This is a genomic window from Agrobacterium sp. LMR679 (genome assembly GCF_027157905.1).
GTDB classification, from domain to species: domain Bacteria; phylum Pseudomonadota; class Alphaproteobacteria; order Rhizobiales; family Rhizobiaceae; genus Agrobacterium; species Agrobacterium leguminum.
Genome location: NZ_JAPVOJ010000001.1, coordinates 637443 through 660567, shown reverse-complemented (window position 1 = coordinate 660567; position 23125 = coordinate 637443). Strand labels below are relative to the sequence as shown.

Here is a 23125-nt window from a genome sequence, read left to right as displayed (position 1 = left end):
CGTCCGTGCACAAGTCGATCTACCTGTTATCGCTTGGCAACTTTGTGCTGGGCTTTGATGCTTTCGTGGTTGCGGGGCTGCTGCCACAAATATCTTCCGCTTTCGACATCTCGGTGGCTTCAGCGGGCATGTCCGTGGCTATATTCACGCTCTCATATGCGTTGTCGGCCCCCGTTTTTGCGACTGTTTTGACGGGGCATTCAGCACGTCTTGTCTTATCTGCCGCACTTTCGATCTTCATTGCTGCGAATATTCTCAGCGCTATGGCTCCTTCCTTTTCTATCCTTATGATTTCACGGGCAATTGCGGGAGCTGGAGCGGGCCTTTATGCTCCATTCGCTGGATCATCGGTCGCATTTCTGGTCGATGCTGCCCGGAAAGGCAGGGCTCTGAGCCTTATCCTCGGTGGAATGTGTCTCGGAACGGTCCTGGGGGTTCCCATAGGATTGCTGGTTGCCGAGCATCTCGGTTGGCAGTGGACGTTTTGGACTGTCGCGGGATTCGGAGTGATCGCCCTTCTGGGTATCCTATGGTTCTTTCCTGCGGTCAGTCCGCCCGCACCACCATCTTTGGGACAGCGCTTGTCTCTCCTTCATGACCGGCGGATCGTTGGTATCGTCGGTGTCACCCTTCTCGTCAGCATCGCAAGCTTGGGGCTTTACACTTATGTCACGGCAATGCTCGTTGACGTCGGCATGGCGTCACGTCTGCCTTTCTATCTTTGGGCATGGGGTCTTGGAGGCGTTATCGGGAGTTTCTCTATTGGTCACATTCTCGACAGGTCCAGGAGGCCGCGCTTTGTCATTGTTCGTGTTGCGGCACTGCTTGCGATTGTCTTTGCCGTTCTGCCGCTAGTGATGCCCCTCAACTGGGTTGGCCTTGCCGCGTTTTTTGCATGGGGCTTGCTTGGCTGGTCAACACAGGCGCCACAGCAGCACGCGTTGCTTGAAATTCATCGTGATACCGGTGCGGCTGCAGTCGCGTTGAACAGCTCTGCGAATTACCTCGGCAGTTCGCTTGGAGCATTCTTTGGCGGTTTCCTGATCAACGCCGGGACTTCCGCGTACTATCTCCCGTTTATTGCCGCGGCCGTCGCTATGGCCGGAGCTTTGCTCGCAATATCTGTCGCCAAGCGGACCGTGGGAGCGCAGACGTTTGAGACGTCGCGCCCATAGTGAGGGTGCGCGCCATCGAATAGCTCCAACACGGTTTCTCTCAGCTTCCGCTACGAAGCAGTTTACGTTGCAAATCTCATGTCAAACTGCGCCGCTTCTTTGGTGCGATACGAGCAATTCCAGGCAGTCCAAGGTCAACAGCTTCCCACGTCAGAGGACAACCGCAATGAGGACTCTGCTTGATGGTTCCACTCTTTTGGTGCCGATTCTGGGTGACCCGATTTTCCAGGTGAAAGCCCCGGCACTTCTCACCGCCGAATTCGTGCGTCTGGGCCGGAACACGATGGTGGTGCCTTTCCATGTAGCAGGAGACGACTTCAAGCAGGTCGTGACCTCGCTCCATTCGGTGCGGAATATCACAGGCTTCATTGCGACAGCGCCTCACAAGTTTTCAGCGTCAAAACAATGCGCGACCCTGACCTCCCGCGCGAAGATCGCCGGCGCTGCCAGTCTTGTCCGCCGAAGCAACAACGGTGGCTGGCATGGCGACCTGACCGATGGACTTGGCTTCGTCCGTGGTATTGAGGCTGGCGGCTATCATCCGGCCGGCGGCCGTGCGCTTCTCGTTGGGGCTGGCGGTGCGGGTAGTGCCATCGCCTTTGCGCTGCTCGATGCCGGGGTACGGCAACTGGCGATATACGATTTTGATCGAGACAAGCTCTCAGAGCTGATGGCCAGACTCGATTTGATACATCCTGGCAAGGTCGTGCCAGGCTCGATCAACCCGACTGGCTTTGATCTCGTGGTCAATGCTACGCCGCTTGGCATGCGCGCAGATGATCCTTTGCCAATTGAAATCGCCAAACTCACGCCGTCGACGTTTGTCGCCGACGTCGTAACTTCACCCGAAATCACACCGTTGCTGGCCGCTGCGCAGGCGATTGGCTGCAACATCCAAACGGGTGTTGGCTTTTTCGCAAGCGCCATGAAGTTGATGGTCGAGTTTTTCTGACTGGCGGCCATTCGATGAGTTGAAGAAGTATCAATAGCCGTTCTTGATCAAGGCTCCGCCCAGCAGCGAAGCCTGCACGATGACATGAAACTCTGGCTGCAGGCCCGGACTTTATCGCAAGTCCGCTGGAAGCAGCTCCAGAGGAATGTTCTGGTAGCAGACGGGCCTGAGGAAACGGCGGATCGCCATCGTGCCGACCGATGTCGCGCCAAAGTTTGTCGAGGCCGGATAAGGGCCGCCGTGGACCATAGCGTCACAGACCTCGACGCCGGTCGGAAAACCGTTGGCGAGCACCCGTCCGGCCTTTCGCTCAAGGACCAGCATCAATTTGAGGCCGAGTTCGGTATCGCCCGGATCGAGATGAAGGGTGGCCGTCAATTGCCCCTCAAAGCTTTTGGCCACTTCGATCATCTCGTTCGGATTGTCGACCGTGACGATCAGACCAAGCGGACCGAAGACCTCTTCGGAAAGCGCATGATTGGGCAGCCAGTCGGCGGCAGAAACCTGGAACAGATAGGGGGTCGCGTTGCGCGATCCGCAGGTCGTGGAGAGCACCTCCCGTACTCCGGCGCCTGCTGCGATACGATCACGTCCCTTCCGATAGGCTTTGGCAATGCCATCGGTCAGCATGATCTGAGGATTGACCGCTGAAAGGGCGGCGCGAGCAGCTTCCGCGAATGTGTCCGCGTGCTCCGCAAGGACAATCGCTATGCCTGGATTGGTGCAAAACTGTCCGGCGCCCATGGTGAGCGATCCAGCCCAGCCTTTTGCGATGGCCTCGCCGCGGACTTTTGCCGCTTCCGGCAGGACAAACATCGGGTTCACTGAGCCAAGTTCGCCGAAAAACGGGATCGGCTCCGGACGTTCAGCGCAGAGATCGAACAGAGCCCGTCCGCCGGTGAGCGACCCTGTGAAACCGACTGCCTTGATCAGTGGATGTTGGACCAGTGCCGCGCCGACTTCGCGCCTTCCGCCCTGGATTAACGAGAAGACGCCCGGATGCAATCCGTGCTTCTTCACGGCCGCATGGATAGCTTCCGCGATGATTTCACCTGTTCCGGGATGGGAGGAATGCCCTTTGACGACGACCGGGCAGCCGGCGGCAAGTGCTGAAGCGGTGTCGCCACCGGCGACCGAAAACGCGAGCGGGAAATTCGAGGCGCCAAACACCGCCACCGGACCGATCGGCCGCTGCATCAGTCTGAGCTCAGGACGAGGTGCGGGGTTGCGGTCAGGCAGGGCGGGCTCGTGACGCCTGTCCAGATATTCACCCTTCCGGATATGGCTTGCGAACAGGCGAAGCTGGCTGCTCGTCCGTCCGCGCTCTCCATACAGGCGGGCTTCCGGCAATCCGGTTTCGGAAGCCCCGATCGCTGTGATGGCCTCTGCGCGAGCCTCGATCTCGTCCGCGATGGTTTCGAGAAAGGCGGCACGCTGTTCGCGCGCGGAATAGCCGTAGGACCAGAAGGCATCTTCAGCCGCTTCGGCCGCTTTTTGCACGAGCTCCGTCGTGCCGACGGAAAACTCATGCGGCTCTCCGTGAGCGGGCTCGCTCCGGAACTTGCCGTCTGTCCCGATCCACTCGCCAGCGATCAGATGCTTGCCGTGTGGTTTGAAACTCATCGGATTCCTCCCGTATGTTGTTGGTTGTTTAGCGGCCGCACGATTGACGGTTTCGCATTCGGTCGCACCGCTGCTCGAAGCGGCGTCAGACGTGGACATATTTCCTGTCGAAATAGACGAGCCCGCGACCGTCCGAGCTCTTGCGGACGGCAGCCACCTTGCAGATCAGGACGTCATGGGTTCCTGCTTCGAGGATACTGCTGACCTTGCAATCGAAGGACGCGATCGCGTTCTCAAGCGCCGGCGAGCCGGTTTCGAGCGGCGACCATTCGCCGAGCTTGAAACGCTCAGACATCGGGGTCTTGCCGCCAAAGAGGCGGCTGATATCCTCATGGTCGCTTTTCAGCACGTTGACGCAGAGCATGCGATTGGCACTGACGGCAGGATAGGCAGAAGAACTGCGGTTGATGCAGACGAGAAGCGTCGGCGGCGCGTCGCTGACGCTGCAGACGGCCGTCGCCGCAAAGCCCGCGACCCCGCCGGGGCCGTCGGTGGTGACGATGTTGACGGCAGCCCCGAGCCTCGCCATCGCATCGCGAAACAGGAGCCTGCTGTCTTCAGCAGGTGCGAAACCGTTGTTTTCGACAGGAGTCGTGGTTTGCATGGCGGCGGGCTCCGGCAGAGAGGTCAGGCGAGGATGCACGCTTCTTCGAAGGAGAGACGTGGCAGGCGGTCAAACAGCTTCGACCGATCCCCGTGGCCGAGGTTGATGAGGAAATTTGATTTCCAGGTCGTCCCGGTAAAGAACGCTTCGTCAACTTTTGTCTTGTCGAAACCGGACATCGGCCCTGCGTCGAGGCCGCGAGCGCGTGCGGCGAGGATAAGATAGCCGGCTTGCAGACTGGCATTGCGGAAGGCAGTCTCTTCGGCCAGCGTGGCGCTTGAGGTGAACCATGATCGCGCGTCGCCATGTGGGAACAGCACCGGCAGCTTGTCGTAGAAGGCCGCATCGTAGGCTGCGATCACTGTCACCGGCGCGGTCATGGTCTTGTCCAGATTGCCGGAGGAGAGGGCGGGCCGCAGCTTTTCCTTGCCCTCCTGCGCACGCACGAACACGAAACGCGCCGGTGAGCAGTTGGCCGAGGTCGGTCCCATTCTGGCAAGCGCATAGATGTCCTCGAGCTCGACATCGGTCACGGGCCGGTCGGTCCAGCCGTTATGGGTGCGGGCTTCGCGGAACAGGAGGTCGAGGGCGTCGTCGTCGAGGATATTGGGCAAGGTTGGCTGCTTTCAAATGTGCTGTTCGAGAAACGCCAGGACATCGGCGTTGAAGGTGTCGGGTGCAGTGACATTGACGGCATGTCCACCGAAATCAGTCAGCGTCAGGCGCGCGTTCGGCAGTCTTTCCGCCAGTCGCTGAGAACGCGTGAAAGGAACAAGGAGATCATCGCGCGTGGCTGTGATCAGCGTGGGCGTCACGATCCCGTTGAGGCAATCGTCGATGTCGAAGGCACGAAGCGCGGAAAACCGTTTGAGGAGATTGTGCTCGCCCTGAAAATGCGCGACGCCATGCGCCTCTTCCGCGGCGAGGCGGTCGACGTGCTCCGACATCCAGACCGCGGGGTAGAGAAACAGCGGCTGAGCCTTCAGGAAGGCGGCGACGCCGGCTTTCTCAAGCAAGGCAAGGCGGACGTCAAAGCAGCGCTCCGTGTGCGGATCGACCTTCGACCAGACATTCACGAGAATGAGGGAGGAAAGCACCTCAGGCCGTCGCAACGCGAGGTCGAGACCGACAAGGCCGCCGAGGGCATGACCCATGAAATGAAACCGGTCGAGCTTCAGGTGGTCGGCGATCTCCAGCACGTCGTCCGCCATATCGGCGATGCGATAGCCGTCTGGAAGCGCACCGCCGGTACGACCCGTCCCCGGTGGTCATAGGTGACAACGTGCATGGAGGCCGCGAGGGCGCCGATCTGCGGCTGCCAATAGGTGCCGGCGCCGCCAAGCCCGGACGAGAGGATGATTGTCGGTGCATCTTCTGCCTGCCGGCCATGGACTTCGTAATACATGGCCAGCGTTACTTACCGATATGCGCGACGGTCGCGATCTCGACCAGCGCATCGGGCTTGACCAGGCCGCACTGAACGCAGTAGCGCGCCGGCTTGTCGCCTGGGAAATATTCCGCGTAGACGGCGTTGACGGCTTGATAGTTCGACCAATCGGTAATGAAGATATGGTTCATAGTCACGTCTTCCATCGTGCCGCCGGCCGTTTCGATCACGGATTTGATGATGTCGAGCACATGGCGGGTCTGGGCGCCTGCATCGCCGACATGGACGACGTCGTTGTTCTTGTCGAAGGGCAGAGTGCCCGAAACGTAGACGACGCCATCGGCGAGCGTGCCCGGCGAATAGGGAGCGATGGGTTTGCTTGTGCCTTCCGGCACGATGACAGTCTTCGGCATTGCGCTTCTCCCTGGATATGGATGTCTCGGAAGGATTATTCGGCTGCGGGCGGGGTCTGACCGATTGCGCCGCAGAAGTCGGCCGTGGTCGAAACCCAGCCGAAAAACGTCTCGATGTTGTAGATGCTGGCTTCCTGCATCATTGGCGGGCCGAGATGATGGGTTGCGTCCGCGAGCATGACGCCGAAATATTCGAGATGGAATGCGTCGCGCAGCGAGCTTTCGACACAGACGTTCGTGGCGATGCCGACGAAGACGAGATTGCGGATGCCGCGGGCGCGCAGCACACTGTCCATGTTGGTGTTGAAGAAGCCGCTATAGCGGGTTTTCGGCACGAGGATATCACCCGGCTGCGGCTTCAACTCGTCGACGATGTTGTAGTCCCAGGTGCCTTTGGCAAGCAACGTGCCCTGCAACTCCGGCCTTGCTCGCATGGTCTTCAGCGCGTTCGACTTGTGCCAGTTCGGCGATCCGGGGCCGCCGGCCTCGACATAGTCCTTGTCCCAGCCGTTCTGGAAATAGACGACGAGAACGCCGTTGGCGCGGGCGACGTCGAGCGTCTTCCCGATGTTTGCGATGGTCGCCCGCGCACCGGCAATGTCGAAGCCGGCGAGATCGACATAACCGCCCTCGGTCGAATAAGCATTTTGCATGTCGACCACGACGACCGCCGTTTCGGCAGGTTCGATCGACAACGGCTCGGGACGCGCCGGAAGCGTGATGCGTCCGGCACGGTTCTTCTCGGGAGAGTGGCCGGCTGCTGACATGCTGCTCATTCGGCGGCCTCCGCATAGACATGCCGGCGCGATTTCATCAACGGCTGGATGTGCTGGCCGAACTTCTCGACGCCTTCCAGAAAGTCGTCGAATGTCAGCATCGCACCACCTGTGCCAGGCACCTCCGCCATTTCGTCGAGCATCGCCGCCACCTCTTCGTAGGAACCGACCAGCGTGCCCATGTTGATATTCACCGCCGAGACGGGGTTCGACATGTGCCGAACGTTTGTATCCGTGCCCGATTTGGTGTCGGCGGCGCTCTGCAGGCCGAGCCACTTGATCGCCTCTTCATCGGCGCCGGCTTTGTAATATTCCCACTTCGCCCAGGCGTCCTCGGACTTTTCCTCGGCGATGATCATGGTCAGCACGAAGGAGCGCACGTCGCGGCCGGTTTTCGCAGTTGCTGCGGTCAGCCGTTCATTGGTGGATGCGAAGGCCCTGGGTGTGTTCACGCCAACGCCGAAGCAGAAGCTGTAGTCGGCGAATTGTGCCGAAAAGGCCATGCCGGCATTCGACGAGCCCGCGCAGATCAACTTCACATCGCCCTGTGGCACGGGCTTCATCCGGCAATCCTCCATATGGAAATACCGGCCGTCGAAGTCGGATTGGCCCGTGGCCAGGAGCTCCTTCAGGACGGTCGTATATTCCGAAAGATAGGTGTAGCGGTCGCCGAAATAGTCGTCGCCGGGCCAAAGCCCCATCTGGCTGTATTCGGGGCGTTGCCAGCCGGTGACCAGGTTCACGCCGAACCGCCCGCCGGAGATCGAGTCGATCGTCGTCGCCATCCGTGCCACGATCGCGGGCGGCATGACCAGCGTCGCGGCGGTTCCGAACAGCTTAATCTTCGAGGTGACTGCCGCCAGGCCCGCCATCAGCGTGAAGGATTCAAGATTGTAGTCCCAGAACTCCGTCTTGCCGCCGAAGCCGCGCAGCTTGATCATCGAGAGCGCGAAATCGAAGCCGTATTCCTCGGCTTTCAGAGTAATTTCCTTGCTGAGATCGAAGCTTGGCTTGTATTGCGGTGCGTTTTCCGAGATGAGCCAGCCATTGTTTCCGATCGGGATAAAAACACCGATTTCCATGAGGTAATTCCTCGGTTGTCTGGCAGAAAATATCCCGCCGTTATGTTTTTGATGGACTGAGGCGTGTGCCACGTTCGCCGTAACATTTGATGGAAACGGCGTTGCGATAAAGAATAATTTTTCGCAGCATGAATTGCTTCAAAGGCAACACGGCGTTGGAAGATAACGTTGACAATCAAAATGCATTGCCTCGGCCGTAGGCCGACAGATGAAACTTTCGGCGCGGGGTGCTGGAAAAACACGCAGCCTCGTCGCGTTGCTATTTGAGCAAGGTTCAAGTCTAAAAATTATTCTTTGCGCGAACGCCTGCTTCGGCGATGATCCGGTCAACGAGAAAATCTCTTACGGTAACGAAGAAGAGGGGAATGCAATGTCGGAATTTTCGATGAACAGGCGCGACTTCGTGAAAGGGGCCGCCGCGGTCGGCGGGCTTGCGGCCGCGCAAACGTTTCTGTCCGTGCGTCCGGGCTCGGCGGCGTCGCCCGCCAAGATCCGCATGCAGCTTGGCTGGCTTGCCTCGAACGGCCTTCTCGGCGAGGTCGTCGCCGTCAAGAAAGGATTCTATGCCGAACAGGGCGTGGAGCTGGAAATCGTTCCGGGCGGGCCGAATGTCGATGGCGTCGCCGGCGTCGCGGCCGGCCAGTCGGCCGTCGGTCAGATTTCCTCCAGCCCTTCGGTGATGCTGGCGCGCGGCGCGGGCATGCCGGTCAAGGCGATCGCGGCCGGTTATCAGAAGCATCCCTACGCCTACTATTCGCGCAATGCCAAGCCGGTTCGATCGGCCAAGGACATGATCGGAAAAACGGTCGCCATCCAGCCGACAGGCGCGATCCTGTTGCGTGCCCTGCTGGCGAAGAACGGGATTCCTGAGGATCAGGTCAAGGTCGTCAACATGGGCGCCGACATGAACCAGCTCATCACCGGGCAGGCCGACGTGGTGGTCGGATGGATCACCAACACGAACGCGCTCAAGGTGCTTGGCGATGACAGAATTGATCTGATGCTATGGGATACCGGCATCCAGCTCTACGCCAACGTTTATTACACGACGGATGCGGAGCTCGCCGAGCACTCGAAGGAACTGAGCGGTTTCCTCGCCGCCACGGCGAAGGGTTGGGGCTATGCGCGCGACCATCAGGAAGAGGCGGTCGATATCCTGGTCGAGGCCTATCCGAATCTCGACAAGACAAGCGAAATGGAGACGATCGGGCCTTTGATGAAATTCGCCTTCAATGAAACGACCAAGGCCGACGGCTGGGGTGCGATGACGAAGGAGAACTGGGCCGCACAGATCAAAACCTATGCCGACCTCGGCCAGTTCAAGGAAAAGGTTCCGACTGTCGATGATGTCATGACCCTCTCGCTGCTGGAGGCAACCACCGACATTCGCAAGCAGGTCGGGTGACGGTCATGCCAGTCGCTCTGGACAAAGATGATGCCTCGCCATCCGATGAGGTGGCGCCAGCGGTTTCCGTCAACAAACTTCACATCCGCTTCGGCAAGGACAACGCGGAGTTCACCGCGTTGCAGGACGTTTCTGTTGAGATTCCGGCGGGTTCGCTGGTGACCATGCTCGGGCCGTCCGGCTGCGGGAAATCGACGCTTCTGCGCGCGGTCGCCGACCTGGTGCATGTTTCCGACGGCTCCATCTCCGTGCTCGGCCGTCCGCCCCGTAAAGCACGCGAAGGCCGTGACTTCGCCTTCGTCTTCCAGGAGGCGACCCTGCTGCCATGGCGCAGCGCCATCGACAATGTCCGCCTTCCCATGGAAGTCGGCAAACGCGATCCCGGTGCCATCTACGCCGATCCCGAGAAACTCCTTGCCCTGGTCGGCCTGAAGGGGCGCGAGAAGGCATTACCCCACGAGCTTTCCGGTGGCCAGCGCCAGCGCGTGGCGATCGCCCGGGCTCTCGTCACCCGACCGCGCATCCTGCTGATGGACGAGCCGTTCGGGGCGCTCGACGAGATTACTCGTGACAAGCTGAACGAGGAGCTTCTACGTCTCTGGCAGGAGACGGGCACGACCATTCTCTTCGTGACGCATTCGATTCCGGAAGCGGTCTTCCTCGGCCAGTACGTGCTGATGCTGGCTTCCCATCCGGGACGGGTCAAGGAGTTCATGAAGATCGACCTTCCCCATCCGCGCTCCCTGCCCGTGCGGGACACGGTGGAGTTCATCCGGATCACCGCGCACCTGCGTGCGCTCCTGGAGGAATGCTGATGACTGACACAGTTCAATCCGCTGGTGGCAGCAATGCGCCGGCCCTGCCGGTTAGGAAGGCCGCTTCCGTCAACGCTGTTCTTGGCCCTCTTTTCGACAATCTACCCGCGATCCTGGCAATCGCCGGCTGTATCCTGCTCTGGCAATTGGTCGTCTGGGGATTTTCGGTTCCGACCTTCATGGCGCCGAGTCCGGTCGCGGTCCTCTATGCCTTCAGGGAAAATGCGTCCATTCTCTGGACCAACCTCCTGCCGACCTTGATGGAAGCGGCACTGGGCTTCGTCTTGGGCAATCTCGTGGCGATCCTGCTGGCGGTCTGGTTCGTCTACAGCCGGACGGCGGAAAAGGCCTTTTATCCGGTCGCGGTCATCATCAAGTCCATTCCGATCATCGCACTCGCGCCGATCCTCGTCCTTCTTTTCGGAAACGGGGTGACGCCGAAGATCATCATCGCCGGACTGATCTGTTTCTTCCCGACGCTGGTGAACATGGTCCAGGGCCTCAAGTCGGCGAGCCCGGCCATGCTCGATCTCATGAGGGTCCTTTCGGCCAGCAACGCGGAGATATTCTGGAAAGTCCGCCTGCCGGCTTCTCTGCCGTTCCTTTTCGCGGCGCTGAAGATCGCCGCGACGAGCAGCGTCATGGGGGCCATCGTCGCGGAATGGATCGGCTCGAGCTTCGGCCTCGGCGCCCTCATCATCGAGGCGACCTACAACTTCCGCTCCCCGCTGCTCTACGCGACGGTGGTGATCGCAGCGGCGCTTGCGGTGGTGCTCTTCTTCGCGGTCTCGATCATCGAGAAGAAGGTGATCCGCTGGAAGCCAACGAACTCGGAGTGATTCCGTTTTGCCTGTTGAAACCGACGCGGCGGCTATCGCCGCGCCGAAGTCATTGCGTCGGCTTGTCCGGCAGGAGGAAAAAATGAACAATATAATCAGAATACCCCAAGGACATGCCACGATCGTTGATCGTTCCGATGTCGTGGTGGTCGGCGGCGGACCGGCCGGCATCTCCGCCGCGGTCTCCGCGGCCCGCAACGGCGCGAGCGTGACCCTTCTCGAACGTTATCCCTATGTGGGCGGCCTTGCCGCTGGCGGCATGGTACTCGTTCTCGACGACATGGTGAACGGGCTCGAGATCACCGTGCAGGGCATCTGCACCGAGATGATCGAACGCATGCGCAAGAAGAACCTGTGCATGGTGCCTGATGAGAACGATCGACAGCTCGACAGGCGCGATCTGCCGGAAAGCTGGCGCCGCTGGGCGCGCTGGGGCTTGTTCGATTTCCATACACCGTCCGCGCCTCACCCGATCTGCTATGCTGCGGCCTTCGATCCCGACGCCTTCAAGCAGACGGCTTACGATCTCTTCGCCGAGACGCGCATCAAGCTGCGCACCCATAGCTGGTTTTCCTCGGCGATCGTCGAGGACGGCACGGTCAAGGGCGTGGTCTGTCAGACCAAGGAGGGGTTGCAGGCCGTCATGGGCAGCGTGGTGATCGACGCCACCGGCGATCTCGACGTCGCGGCAAGCGCCGGCGCGTCCCATGTCGAGGACAGCTTCATCCTGACGACGGTCTCGCGCTGGGGCGGCGTCGACACGGACGCCGCGGAGCGTTTCGAGTTCGAAGAACCGGAATTGTTCAAGAAACTCGACCACGAGGCCAAGCGCTTGCTTGGCGGCTGCTGGGCCTATTGGTGGCTGAAGACGCCTCTTCCGGGCGTTGTCTGGCTCAACTGCCCGCATATGCCGAAGCTCTCCGGCCTCAAGGTCGAGGATCTGACGGCCGCTGAGCTGGAAGGCCGTGCCCGCATGGCGCGCCTGCTCGATTTCGCGCGGGAAAAGCTTCCCGGCTTCGAGAACGCGTATGTCGTCGACTTCGCACCGCAGACCGGTGTGCGCCAAACTCGCATGCTGCAGGGCGAGTATGTCGTGACGAAGGACGATGTCATGAACCGCAGGCATTTTACCGACACCGTTTGCCGTGGCCGTGACTACTACACGCCCTATCGCGCGCTTCTTCCGAAGGAGATCGACCAGCTCCTCGTGGCGGGCCGGCACTATTCGGCGACGCCTCAGGCACAGAAATCCAGCCGCGAGATCCCGCCCTGCATGGCGATGGGCGAAGCGGCCGGCATTGCCGCCACGGTGGCGCTCAATGCCGGGACGACGGTGCGCAAGGCCGATGTCAGGGCCATCCAGAAACAAATGCGGGCGCAGGGCGCCGACCCCGGCGATATCCCGTCCGCCAATGCGACCTATTTGGAGGCAGCAGAATGACGACACTTCCCCTCGACGGCATCCGCGTGATCGATTTCACGCAGGTCATGCTCGGCCCCTGCTGCACGCAGATGCTGGCCGATTACGGCGCCGACGTCATCAAGGTCGAGAAGGAGAAGATCGGCGACCTGTCGCGCTGGTCGCTCGGTTCCGATCCGGACGGGCTCAACAATCCCGTCTTCTGCTCGCTCAACCGGAACAAGAGAAGCCTGGCGCTCGACCTGAAACGCGAGGACGTCCGGGCAGCCGTGCTCTCCCTCATCGACAAGGCCGACGTCGTCGTCAACAATTTCCGGCCCGGCGTCATGGAGCGCATGGGGTACGGCTACGAGGAACTGCGCCGGCGCAATCCCCGCCTGATCTATGCGGTCGGCACGGGGTTCGGCCTTTCCGGCCCCTATGAGCACAAGGGCGGCCAGGACGTGCTGGCCCAGGCGCTTTCCGGCGTGATGCGGCGCAAATCGGACGCCGGTCACCCGCTGTCGATCTACGCCACGCCGCTCGCAGATTTCTCGGCCGGCATGCATCTGGTGCAGGGCATCCTGCTTGCGCTTCTGCAGCGGCAGAAGACGGGGAGGGACAACAGGTCGCCGTGAACCTCTACAGTTCCATGCTTGCCATGCAGATGCAGGAGGGGACCGTGCAGATGATGCGCGACAGGGAGCTGAACTGGGGCGCCTTTCCGCTGACCGGCGTTTTCGAGACGACGGACGGGGCCATCGTGATGGTCGGGGCCTTCAAGCCGAATCCGCTGCGCGATATCTGCGCGGCGCTGGAGATCGAGGATCTCTCACTGCAGCCGCGTTATGCGAATTTCGATGTCCAGACGCAGCACCGGCCCGAACTCCAGGCGATCTTCCGGGAGAATTTCGCGAAGAACTCGACCGGACACTGGATCGGACGCCTGGAAGAGGTCGATATCCTCTGCGCGCCGGTGCGTTCCATCACCGAGGCCCTAGCCGACGAACAGACCATCATCAACAAGATGATTCTCGAAGCGGGCAGGACGGAAGCCGGTCCGGTCCGTCTTATCGGTTCGCCGATCGACATGTCGGCGGCCGAGGTCGTCGTCCGCATTCCGCCGCCCCGGCTCGGGCAGCACAATGACGAGATCCTCGGCCCGGTGCTGGGCGCAGAGCGGGACGATGCGGCATGAGCGTGGAGTTCAGCCTTGCCAATCGGGTCGCCCGCGTGACCCTCAACCGACCGGAGCGACTGAATGCCGTCGACGCAGCGACGGAGCGGGAATTGGAGAGCATCTGGCAGGAGATCGAAAGGCGTGACGACGTAAGCTGCGTCGTGCTGACCGGCGCGGGGCAGAAGGCGTTCTGCGCCGGCGCCGATCTCAAGGGGGTCGAGAAATCCGGCCTCGATTATTGGGCGGAGGAGCGGCCGAACGGTTTCGGCGGCCTGGCTTTCCGGCGCTCGCTCGACGTGCCGGTGATCGCGCGGGTCAACGGTTATGCGCTCGGGGGCGGTTTCGAGATGGTGCTCGGCTGCGACATTGTGATCGCCGCGGAGGCCGCGAAATTCGGCCTGCCGGAGGCCCGCGTCGGCCGCATGCCGCTTGACGGCGGCATGGTGCTGCTCCAGCGCAAGATCCCGTTCAACCGCGCGATGGCCGTCCTCATGACCGGCAGACAGTTCACCGCCGGCGAGATGTTCGACTTCGGCATCGTCAATGAGATCGTGCCGGCGGAAGGCCTCGACGAGGCCGTCGAGCGCTGGACTATGGAGATCGTCGCGTGCGCGCCGCTGTCGCTGCGGGCCATCAAGCAGACCGTGAACCGCACCGGCCATCTCTCGCCGACAGAGGCGCAGGCGCTGCGCACACCGGCGCTCGTCAGGGCGCTCAAGAGCGAGGATGCGCTGGAAGGCGTGGCAGCTTTCCAGCAAAAACGCGCCCCCGTCTGGCAAGGCCGATGATCCTACCATAAAACCAGAGTCAAAAGGGACATCCGGGCGGGAGGCCTCATGCACGCCAGCATCCTGAAATATTTCGCAGCAGTTGCCCGATCTGGATCTATCCGCAAGGCCTCGGAAGAAGTGCATGTCGCGACGTCGGCTCTCAGTCGCCAGATCAAAAAGCTGGAAGAGGAACTCGGAATCACGCTGTTCGAGCGCTTTTCCAACGGCCTCCGATTGACGGCTGCTGGGGAAGAAGTGCTCAGGCATGCGAAGAGCACATTGCGCGAGTTCGAGATTCTGCGCAGCGATCTCGGGGCAATGCAGGGCAAGAAAACTGGCAGAATACGCGTGGCATGTCTGGATAGTCTGACGGTCACGTTTCTGCCTGAGCAGGTTCGGACGTTTCATCGCCTGCATCCAGCCGTCAGTTTTCACATCCAGACTGCCGGACATGGCCACGTTACCGACTACGTGGCGGAAGGTGAGGTCGATTTCGGCATCACGTTCGATCTCGCGCGTCCGGATGACACCGAAATGGTCTGCCGAGTGCCGATGCCGCTTATGGCTTGCGTCGGCAAGACGCATCCTTTGGCGAAGCACAAGAAAGTGTCCCTTACGGAGTGCTCACAGTTCAATCTGCTGCTGCAGCTTGACACGCAACCCATCCGCTCGCTCGTCGAGATCGAACTATCGGCTTTCGAACGGACAGGACGCCCGTTTATCGTTTCCAACAGCCAAACCATGCTGAAGCCGTTCATCAAGTCAGGCGACGGTGTGGCCTTTTTCACGCCCCTCGGCTTCATGGACGAGATCAAGTCGGAGGAGATCGTCATCATCCCGATCTCCGGCTCCAGGCTGCAAAGCCTTCATATGGGTATTCTGGTGCAAAAACGGCGGCAGTTGACGCATGCCGCCGAAGCGGTCATCGAGACATTCAGCCATGCGCTTCAGAAGTATAGCGACACAGTTCATGAGGCGATCCAGAGGTGACTGAGCTCCGCTTTCTCTCGCGGCCCGGACATGAACCAGCGCTTCGTGTGACGACGCATATCGGTGGCTTGCCGGAGGGGCTGCCACTGGATGCTCTTCGGGATGGCAACCTCATCATCCCTTCACCCGTCAATGCGCACGACCACGGCTACGGAATCCGTACACTGGATTTCGGCGGGCTCGACGACGCTCTCGAGGTCTGGATTCCGTCGCTGCGGCTGCGTCCGCGCACGGACCCGTATCTGGAGGTGCTGGTCGCCTTTTCGCGCCTCGCGCTGACCGGCGTCGGCGCGACGATGCACTGCCACAACTCGCTGAATGTCGACCGCTTGGCCGACGAGGCAAAAGCCGTCATTCGTGCGGCAGCGGATGTGGGGATCAGGCTGGGTCTTTCCTGCCCGTTGCTGGACTACGATCCGTGGGCTTATGGAGGCGGGCCGGAACGGTTGAGAAGATTGCTCGATGAAGCCGACTGGACGGTGCTTTCCCCATCGATACCGAATTATGCGCCGATCGCGCGCCAGATCGAAGCGGTCGAGCAGGTCGCAGCCGAGAATGTCGGCCCGATGGTCGACGTTCAGTTCGGCCCGATTGGCCCACAATGGTGTTCCGACGCGCTTCTCGAAGCGATCGCCGGGGCATCGGCCCTGAGCGGCCGGCGCATCCATATGCACCTTCTCGAAAGTCCGCGCCAGCGCACATGGCTTGATCGCCGTTTCCCGCAGGGCGTGGTGCGTTATCTGGATGAGATCGGCTTCCTTTCGCCGCGGCTTGCCGTCGCGCACGGGGTGCAGCTCCGCGGGGACGAACTGGAGCTTCTGGCCGAACGGGGTGTTCAGCTGGTGTCCAATCCATCGGCCAATCTGCGGCTGCGATCCGGCGTCGCACCGTTGCCGCTGATGGCGCAGAACGGGCCAGAATTTGCGATCGGGCTTGACGGAACCGGCTTCGGCGACGATCAGGATCTCTGGAGCGAGTTGCGGCTGGCCTATCTCCTGCACGGCGGCCAGGAGATCTCACGTTCCTTCACGGCTGCAGTGCTCTTCGATGCCGCGATCCAAACCGGTGCGAAAGTTCTCAACATGCCCGCTGCGGCGGATTTTGCCGTGATTGATTATGCGGCACTCACCGCCGATAGTCTTTTTGAAGACATCGACGAGGCGGAGGTTATCCTGACCCGGATGCGCGCCGCCCATGCCACGGGCCTTTTCGTCGGCGGGAATGAAGTCATGCGGGACGGGCGGCTTCGAAATGTCGACTTCGCGGCTGCCCGCCGGGAACTCCTGGAACAGGCGCGGGCCGACCTGCCCAGGCTTCAGCAGGAGCGCCCGCGTGTCAGGGCGCTCGCCGAAGCGACACGGCGGTACTATGCGGAGTGGTGATCAGGCCCAGCTTTGAACTGCGGCAGCCGACGACTCTGGAGAATGGCGATTTGGAGTATGTGCCTGAAGTGGGGATTGCCGAAAAGGCAATCGAGCACGCTGATAATTGTTCTTCACGCTGATGACTTCATGCGCATAGTCTTCGAAAAATAAGAGCATCATAGCTTCTCTCGCCCTCAGTTACCGAAGACGACCTGAACTCCAAAAAAGTACATTGAACGAGCCGGTATGAATATGTCGAATGCGGAAAATCCGTTGACGGAACATGATGCTGCGCCAGTACACGATGTGCGCATGATGGACACCGATATCTCGGAATTCCGTAAGAAGGGATTCATGAAAATCCCCGGTTGTTCACAACTGCCGGGGTGCACTCCCTGAGAAAGGCGGCGACAGATCATGTCCGTGCAGCCGCGGATTCCAAGACAACCTATGGAAAAGAATTCAGTCGTCTGGCATATGGTCTGGGTGAGAACGAATTCCTGCAAACGGTTTGCAAGTCCAACATCTTTCGAAAGGCGATCGTGGAACTGACCGGCAGCCCTCTGCTCATGGCGGATGCGCAGGCATTTGAACTTGAAAAAGGGAAAACCGGCTTCGCCTGGCACTACGATTCACTGAGTTTTCGTTTTATTCGGCCAGAGGATGCAGGATATAGCCTGTGGATACCCCTCGATAAAATATGTGCGGAAAGCACCGGCGGCGGAATGGCATATGTATCCGAGAGCGTGCTTTCCGCACATATGAACTTTCAGCTATCGAACCTGCTCTCGACGCGGCTTGTTTCCGGTCAATCCATCTCTTCCATCTCATTGCCGCTCGCCAGCATTTTCGAAACGCCGAGCCTGCTGACGTCCCTCATGGAGGAAAATAAGGAAGAAGATTCATTTGAGCCTGGAGACGCATTCTTCTTTCGGAAGACCGTCTGGCATCGATCGAGCCCGCTCACCACGCAAGCTCCATCATCACGTCTTGCTATTGTCATACGGTTTTTGGACTGGAGGTCACGCTTCGACAAGGTGATGTATGAAGGAGAGTTCGACACTGGTGGTGGCGTTGGCATGGGAATGGATTGGGGCAAGCCAAAACAAGCGACTTACGGATCCCAGTTCATCGATGTCGAGCATGGCGACGAGATCAGGACGTCCCGGTTTTGCGGTCCGCTGATATAGACCGATGACGCAGTTATCCCCGCCGGGGGCGACCGCGAGACGAGCACGCAACGCAAGTTCAATCGGTATTGCGGCGGCGATATTTGCGACGTTCAGCTGGTCGCTGAATTTTCTGTCGCCCTATGTCCTTCAAGGATACACTTCATTCGATTTCGTGACCGTCAGGTTTATTTTCTGCGGCGTTATTGGTGGTGTTATCGTCTATCTGAATAGGAAGAGGCTCAAGGGCGTCAGCGTCTGGAACGTGGTCCTGGCGGGGATATTGGGTCTTATCGGCTATTCGGGATATGTGTATTGCGTCATGGGAGGCGTTATTTTTGCCGGCCCAGTCATCCCGCCGGCAATTCTTGGCGCGGTCCCATTTGGCGTGGCCGTCCTCGGAAATATCACGCAAAAGAAAATCTCATGGAGCAAGCTGTATCTGCCTCTCGTGTTGATCAGCCTCGGACTTGGGATAACCAATATCGTCCCATTGGTCTCAGCTCCGAGCGAGGAGGGAGACGATATCATCGTCGGCATATTCTTTTCCTTCGCTGCGGTCTTCCTTTGGATTGTTTTTAGCCTGTTGAATCAAAAAGCATTGAGCAATGCCGATGATATTGATCCCAGGCTTTGGACGGGACTGATGATGTTTGGGGCTGGCGTCGGCATGATGACGATTTTTCCCTTCGGAATGATAGCTGGGTGGTCGAATTTTCCCGAACTCGGTTTCCTGGGGTGGCACGCGGTATGGCTCTTCATATGGGCGTTTGGCTTAGCTGGTTTTTCGTCGGTTGCCGGCGCCTGGGCATGGAATGTAGCATCTCAGAGATTGCCCTTGGCGATCACCGGCCAGCTGATTTCCGTTGAAACGGTATTCGCGATTATCCTTGGGTTGATCCTGCACTCCGAGCTCCCGTCGTGGGATCAAGCTGTCGGAGTATTGCTCCTGATCGCGGGATCAATTGTCGCCGTCCGTATATCAAATCCAGAGTATTCATAAAGTGCGCTGCGATGCCGGACACTGTGATGCGACCACGTCACTTGAGCTTTTCGTCGGCGGGAATGAAGTCATGCGGGACGGACGGCTTCGAAATGTCGACTTCGCGGCTGCCCGCCGGGAACTCGTGGAACAGGCGCGGGCGACCTGCCCAGGCTTCAGCAGGAGCGCCCGCGTGTCAGGGTGCTCGCGAAGGCGACACGGCGGTACTATGCGGAGTGGTGATCAGGCCGGCTGAACAAGCCGGCCGGCGATGGCGTCGAGCCGCGCCGGGGCATCGCCGTCGCCGATTGCCATGTTCGGGGCCGCCACGTTGTTCCAGACGGGGTTGCCGGTGCGCCTGCCCACCAGATGCTTGACCGCCGCCACCAGCGGGTAGGCGGCGACGCCTTGCCGGAGCGACCGGACATCTTCCTGCAGCGTCGTATCGCTCTGGTTCTTCCACAAGGCGGCGGCCGCGGCGGGGTCGATGTTGACGGTCGCCGAGATGCAGCCGGCGTAATTGTCCCGGCCGGCGTCGGCCAGCGACACTTCGTTGCTCGGGAACACGGCAAAGCCCGGAATCGTCGCGAGCTGGCGGGCATAGTCGAGATTGCCGGAACTGTCCTTCGCGCCCCTGATGCGGTCCGGGAAGGCGGATTGCAGCCGCGCGGCGAGGGCGGGGCTGAATTCGATGCCCGTAAGCTGCGGGAAGTTGTAGAGATAAAGATCGATCGGCCTGGCCTGTGTCTGCCCGACGAGTTCGCCGAACCATGCGAAAAGTCCGTCTTCCGGAATCGGCTTGTAATAAAAGGGCGGCAGGACGAGGGCTGCCGCATATCGGAATTCCGAGGCGCGCCGCGTCAGCGCCACCGTGGTCGCCAGGTCGGGCGTTCCCGTGCCGACCATCAGGCGGTCGGCGTCGAGGCTGGAGGCGGCAATCTCCATGACGAGGCTTCTCTGCGTAAAGGAGAGCGAATTCGCCTCGCCGGTGGTGCCCAGCACGTTCAGGGCATCGCAACCGTTGTCGAGGCACCATCGGCAATGTTCGACGAATGCGTCGGCGTCGATCTCGCGCGAGGCGGAAAAAGGGGTCGGTACGGCGGCGATGACGCCTTTGACAGGGTGTTCGGACATAGGACGCCTTTGCTGGATCAGAGATGTGGTGCCGAAGCGGGGCTCCGGGGATGAGCGGCCACCAAGGCGTGGTCCTTGTCGGTGGAACGGCTCTTGTCCCACCCGCCGGGAGAGCCCATCCCCGTCACCGACGGTTCGAAGAACTCCCGATTGACGTCGAGGAAGATGCGCCTGTCGTCGGGTATTTCCTCGTCCCACACGATCGCATCCACCGGACAGATGGACAGACAGAGGCCGCAGTTTATGCACTCGCCGGGATGGATGTAGAACATGCGCCCGCCCTCGTAGATGCTGTCGACCGGGCAGGCCGCCGTGCAGGCGCCGTCCTTGATGTCGATGCAAGGCGAAGTGATGACATAGGCCATCGGGGCAGCCTCCTTCCGGAATCCGGGAAACCGAAGGCAGATCGCCTCCGGCGACATTTGTCCCAGAGATCCGCGTCGCAAGGAAGTTCAGAGTTTCGCCTGGGTGATTGCCGTTATGGCAACGCCGGACTTTCTACGAGTGTCTGTGGCAACCAGCGTGTTTGCGTGTAAATGGCCTATCCGTTTGTTCGTAGCGGTTGCTTTTGATTTTCCCGTTCCTCGGGACAGGCGATTATAGTGATCCTGTTCGATTCTTGGCAATTCGATCGCCGAAAAGTTGAAATTCCCAAGTGCCGATTTTCCACATTAGACTATTAGCAAATAGCTGATGATCTCCATGATCGCATGTCGTGGAGGCGCTTGTGCAATGAGCGCAGCATGCCGTGGTCGTTCTGCCACCGATTGAAATACGTCTTTTTAAATTGAAAGCCTGAGTTCGTCCGATGCTTTAGGGGAGACTTCAAATGCGGCTATCCGCCTATGTGGTGATTGTGTCAATTGCGTCCAGCCTCTGTCCGATGACGCTCGCTACAGCACGGGCTGAGGTGAACAAAGCATGTTACGACAACACAGATGCGACCGCTTGCAAGCCGCTGGTCGATATTCAGCTTCCTCGAACCGCAACAAGCACCTACGATCAGCTCTACAGATCCTATGCGGAGCTCGCATGGCAGGATTTTCTGTCGCTTAGTATTCCGGCTCCTGAAGATATAGTTGCCGATGCAGGCTCAAAGGAGCCGCCACAAAAACCTACCCTTGGTTATTACGTTCATGCCAGAGGCAACGGTTTGCCCTTCGTACCGAAGTGGTTGAATTTTATCTCGGCAACGGACCTCTTTCCTGACAAAGGAGGGAAGCCGAATTTTCAACCCCGTATATTGCCTCAAAAATGTAGCGATCTCAGTATGGGCGATCTACCGGTCCTAGATGAATATGTCCAGGCCAACCGCATGGGGCCTGTCGTCGACCAGCAGGGACATTTCCTGCGCTTCGGCATCGGTTTTAACAAAGTAATGTATGATTATGTGACCCGTGACGAAAACAAACTTTACAACACGGCTGGCCAGGAAAAATTTGATGAAAAACACGAGAGAGACAAATACACAAAGCAGGTAATTCAGTGGCCAACAAGCAACTACACTAGTGAAAATGAAATTGAAGCTGGTTCCATATTCGTTAAGTCGGCTTGGATGATTTTAGGTTTCATGGATAAGGCGGGGGCAAAGATAGAGTATTACAGTGAAGACCGTCGTAAGGAATACTTTATTACCAGGGCATACATCTATACTCCAAAAACTGTTGACGCGCAGACAACTCGGTCTGCTCCGTTTATCGGCGAGACCCGGATCGATGACGACCAATGCATCGTAGCTGACGTCGGTTTGGTCGGACTACATATCGTGCACAGGACACCTTCCGCACCGCAATGGGTTTGGGCGACGTTTGAGCACAAAGACAACGCGCCTCTCGTCAACGAGCTTCTGCCAGCGGACGCGCATTTCAACCTGTTTGGCTCAGGCAAGTGCAGCACGGCGAACGGGCATCATTCCGATTGCAATCAACTGCCTCAACATCCCTGGAATCCAGGAGTTGACAAGGCAAAGCCGGTGCCGTCGCAAATTGTGAGGACGTTCCGATCGGGATCAATGGCCGCCGAGGTCAACACAGAAGTGGGAAATAACCTCAAGAACATCGATGGCCCGTGGAAGAATTATTTTCTGGTGGACACTCAGTTCCCGACTGTCGTCAAGGACGAAGGTGGTGGCAAATGGTCCGAGAACTCGGCCTATCCTGACGGCATGCCCACGCCATCGTTCCTTGCGAATTCCACAATGGAAACTTACGTCCAAGGTCTACTGAGCAAACAAACATCCAATGGCGACACCATACCGAGTGAGGATACAATGCAGATCTTATCCGGACCGGCGCCGCAAGATACCCATGGTGTTTCCGGCGGCGTACAGCGGGTGACCTCAAGCTGTGTCAGTTGCCACTACGACGCAACGACCACCACCGGAACGAGCTCCAACTTCGTGTTCTCGCTGAGCCGAGCGAAGTCACCTCAGAAGCAGTAGGCATGTCGTTCTTGTGGCCACTTTGACGCAGCCTTGCCGTTTTCACATCAAATTAGTTCTCAAAGAGGATGAATACGATGACACCTATTAGCCGCCGTGGGGTGCTGCAGATCGGTTTGGCCGGAAGTGCCACAGCCTATGCATCTATGCGACACCCGGGAGTAGTACTGGCTGACCCTGTCGCAGCATCGGAGGAGAAGCTAGCTTTCATCCGGTTATCCAGCCAGTTGATCCACGTCAAGGAAGACTTGATCAATCCGCCAGTGCCGCAAGACCAAATCAAGCTGTGCGATATTTACTATGATCTCTTGAAGAAAGGCATGCAGCCATCGTCTTTCTCGAGTTTCCAGGAGAAGATCAAGGGCCAAAATAGCGTTAAGCTCAATGACTTGAGGTCGCCGGTGGAGGGCTCTTCCGAAACATGGAAGGCGTCTCCCGCGGGGTGGGCTTCGGGCATGCGTCTGACAATGATGATGTGGCTCTTCGGCATGTGGATGGGGGAGACTGAAAAAAGAGATCAGGTGCAAATCACATACAGGGGCGGGTAGACGCCGAGAAGCTCAAGATCCCGGATCCCAATCGCGACTATGTGATTTCGAGCCGGGCCTACGCAAACGGATGGATCT

Annotated in this window: 21 protein-coding genes and 2 pseudogenes; 14 read left to right on the top strand and 9 right to left on the bottom strand. The window is 59.3% G+C overall.

From position 1 onward, the window contains the following. Positions 1-5: 5 nt before the first annotated feature. The gene (locus O3W47_RS03085) at positions 6-1175 is read left to right on the top strand and encodes an MFS transporter (RefSeq protein ID WP_269312940.1); all 1170 of its coding nucleotides are present in this window, start codon (positions 6-8) and stop codon (positions 1173-1175) included. 166 nt (positions 1176-1341) lie between these two features. Then, on the top strand, positions 1342-2127 hold the full coding sequence (locus O3W47_RS03080) for a shikimate dehydrogenase family protein (protein ID WP_269312939.1): 786 nt from the start codon (positions 1342-1344) through the stop codon (positions 2125-2127). 111 nt (positions 2128-2238) lie between these two features. On the opposite strand, the gene O3W47_RS03075 is transcribed toward O3W47_RS03080, so the two are convergent. The 7 genes and pseudogenes from O3W47_RS03075 to rutA all read right to left on the bottom strand — a co-directional run bounded on the left by O3W47_RS03075 (position 2239) and on the right by rutA (position 8012). After that, entirely contained in the window at positions 2239-3750 is a 1512-nt protein-coding gene (locus O3W47_RS03075) for an aldehyde dehydrogenase (NADP(+)) (protein ID WP_269313703.1), read from the bottom strand. Positions 3751-3835: 85 nt separating this feature from the next. Continuing rightward, positions 3836-4354, bottom strand: coding sequence for a flavin reductase (locus O3W47_RS03070; RefSeq protein WP_269312938.1), 519 nt, complete (start codon positions 4352-4354; stop codon positions 3836-3838). Between the two features lie 23 nt (positions 4355-4377). Beyond that, positions 4378-4968, bottom strand: coding sequence for a malonic semialdehyde reductase (locus tag O3W47_RS03065; RefSeq protein WP_269312937.1), 591 nt, complete (start codon positions 4966-4968; stop codon positions 4378-4380). A 12-nt stretch (positions 4969-4980) separates the two neighbouring features. Continuing rightward, positions 4981-5759 (bottom strand): annotated as a pseudogene (gene rutD / locus O3W47_RS03060) (pyrimidine utilization protein D). A gap of 8 nt (positions 5760-5767) precedes the next feature. Then, positions 5768-6154: a pyrimidine utilization protein C gene (gene rutC, locus O3W47_RS03055; protein WP_269312936.1), complete on the bottom strand. Its 387-nt coding sequence runs from the start codon at positions 6152-6154 to the stop codon at positions 5768-5770. Between the two features lie 35 nt (positions 6155-6189). Beyond that, positions 6190-6930, bottom strand: coding sequence for a pyrimidine utilization protein B (gene rutB, locus O3W47_RS03050; protein WP_269312935.1), 741 nt, complete (start codon positions 6928-6930; stop codon positions 6190-6192). After that, positions 6927-8012 carry a pyrimidine utilization protein A gene (rutA, locus tag O3W47_RS03045; RefSeq protein WP_269312934.1) on the bottom strand — a complete coding sequence of 362 codons (1086 nt, stop codon included), beginning with the start codon at positions 8010-8012 and terminating at the stop codon, positions 6927-6929. The genes rutB and rutA overlap by 4 nt, the downstream gene beginning before the upstream one ends. A gap of 370 nt (positions 8013-8382) precedes the next feature. On the opposite strand from rutA, the gene O3W47_RS03040 reads away from it, so the two are divergent. The 10 genes and pseudogenes from O3W47_RS03040 to O3W47_RS02995 all read left to right on the top strand — a co-directional run bounded on the left by O3W47_RS03040 (position 8383) and on the right by O3W47_RS02995 (position 18946). Then, complete coding sequence (locus tag O3W47_RS03040; protein ID WP_269312933.1) at positions 8383-9417, top strand: ABC transporter substrate-binding protein; 1035 nt, start codon at positions 8383-8385, stop codon at positions 9415-9417. Positions 9418-9422: 5 nt separating this feature from the next. After that, the gene (locus O3W47_RS03035; protein ID WP_269312932.1) at positions 9423-10232 is read left to right on the top strand and encodes an ABC transporter ATP-binding protein; all 810 of its coding nucleotides are present in this window, start codon (positions 9423-9425) and stop codon (positions 10230-10232) included. Continuing rightward, a complete protein-coding gene (locus O3W47_RS03030; protein ID WP_269312931.1) occupies positions 10232-11071 on the top strand; it encodes an ABC transporter permease in 840 nt (279 codons plus the stop codon). The genes O3W47_RS03035 and O3W47_RS03030 overlap by 1 nt, the downstream gene beginning before the upstream one ends. Before the next feature lie 82 nt (positions 11072-11153). Then, entirely contained in the window at positions 11154-12512 is a 1359-nt protein-coding gene (locus O3W47_RS03025) for an FAD-dependent oxidoreductase (RefSeq protein WP_269312930.1), read from the top strand. Continuing rightward, positions 12509-13668: pseudogene (locus O3W47_RS03020) on the top strand (CaiB/BaiF CoA transferase family protein). The gene O3W47_RS03025 and the pseudogene O3W47_RS03020 overlap by 4 nt, the downstream one beginning before the upstream one ends. Then, on the top strand, positions 13665-14438 hold the full coding sequence (locus O3W47_RS03015) for an enoyl-CoA hydratase-related protein (RefSeq protein ID WP_269312929.1): 774 nt from the start codon (positions 13665-13667) through the stop codon (positions 14436-14438). Before O3W47_RS03020 ends, O3W47_RS03015 begins: the two are co-directional and overlap by 4 nt. Positions 14439-14486: 48 nt before the next feature. Further along, the gene (locus tag O3W47_RS03010; RefSeq protein ID WP_269312928.1) at positions 14487-15410 is read left to right on the top strand and encodes a LysR family transcriptional regulator; all 924 of its coding nucleotides are present in this window, start codon (positions 14487-14489) and stop codon (positions 15408-15410) included. 47 nt (positions 15411-15457) lie between these two features. Continuing rightward, positions 15458-16792: an amidohydrolase family protein gene (locus O3W47_RS03005; RefSeq protein ID WP_269312927.1), complete on the top strand. Its 1335-nt coding sequence runs from the start codon at positions 15458-15460 to the stop codon at positions 16790-16792. A gap of 350 nt (positions 16793-17142) precedes the next feature. Next, on the top strand, positions 17143-17964 hold the full coding sequence (locus O3W47_RS03000; RefSeq protein WP_269312926.1) for a phytanoyl-CoA dioxygenase family protein: 822 nt from the start codon (positions 17143-17145) through the stop codon (positions 17962-17964). 4 nt (positions 17965-17968) lie between these two features. Then, positions 17969-18946: a DMT family transporter gene (locus tag O3W47_RS02995; protein ID WP_269312925.1), complete on the top strand. Its 978-nt coding sequence runs from the start codon at positions 17969-17971 to the stop codon at positions 18944-18946. Positions 18947-19168: 222 nt separating this feature from the next. Here O3W47_RS02995 and O3W47_RS02990 read toward each other — a convergent pair whose 3' ends face one another. Then, the gene (locus tag O3W47_RS02990; RefSeq protein WP_269312924.1) at positions 19169-20059 is read right to left on the bottom strand and encodes a dihydrodipicolinate synthase family protein; all 891 of its coding nucleotides are present in this window, start codon (positions 20057-20059) and stop codon (positions 19169-19171) included. Positions 20060-20076: 17 nt separating this feature from the next. Further along, positions 20077-20424 (bottom strand): ferredoxin, encoded by a 348-nt coding sequence (fdxA, locus tag O3W47_RS02985; RefSeq protein ID WP_269312923.1) that lies wholly within the window; start codon positions 20422-20424, stop codon positions 20077-20079. Between the two features lie 464 nt (positions 20425-20888). Between fdxA and O3W47_RS02980 the strand changes: the two genes are divergently transcribed. Both O3W47_RS02980 and O3W47_RS02975 read left to right on the top strand, forming a co-directional pair. Next, positions 20889-22499, top strand: a complete 1611-nt coding sequence (locus O3W47_RS02980; RefSeq protein WP_269312922.1) for a hypothetical protein — start codon at positions 20889-20891, stop codon at positions 22497-22499. A gap of 77 nt (positions 22500-22576) precedes the next feature. Further along, on the top strand, positions 22577-23047 hold the full coding sequence (locus O3W47_RS02975) for a hypothetical protein (RefSeq protein ID WP_269312921.1): 471 nt from the start codon (positions 22577-22579) through the stop codon (positions 23045-23047). Positions 23048-23125: the final 78 nt, after the last annotated feature.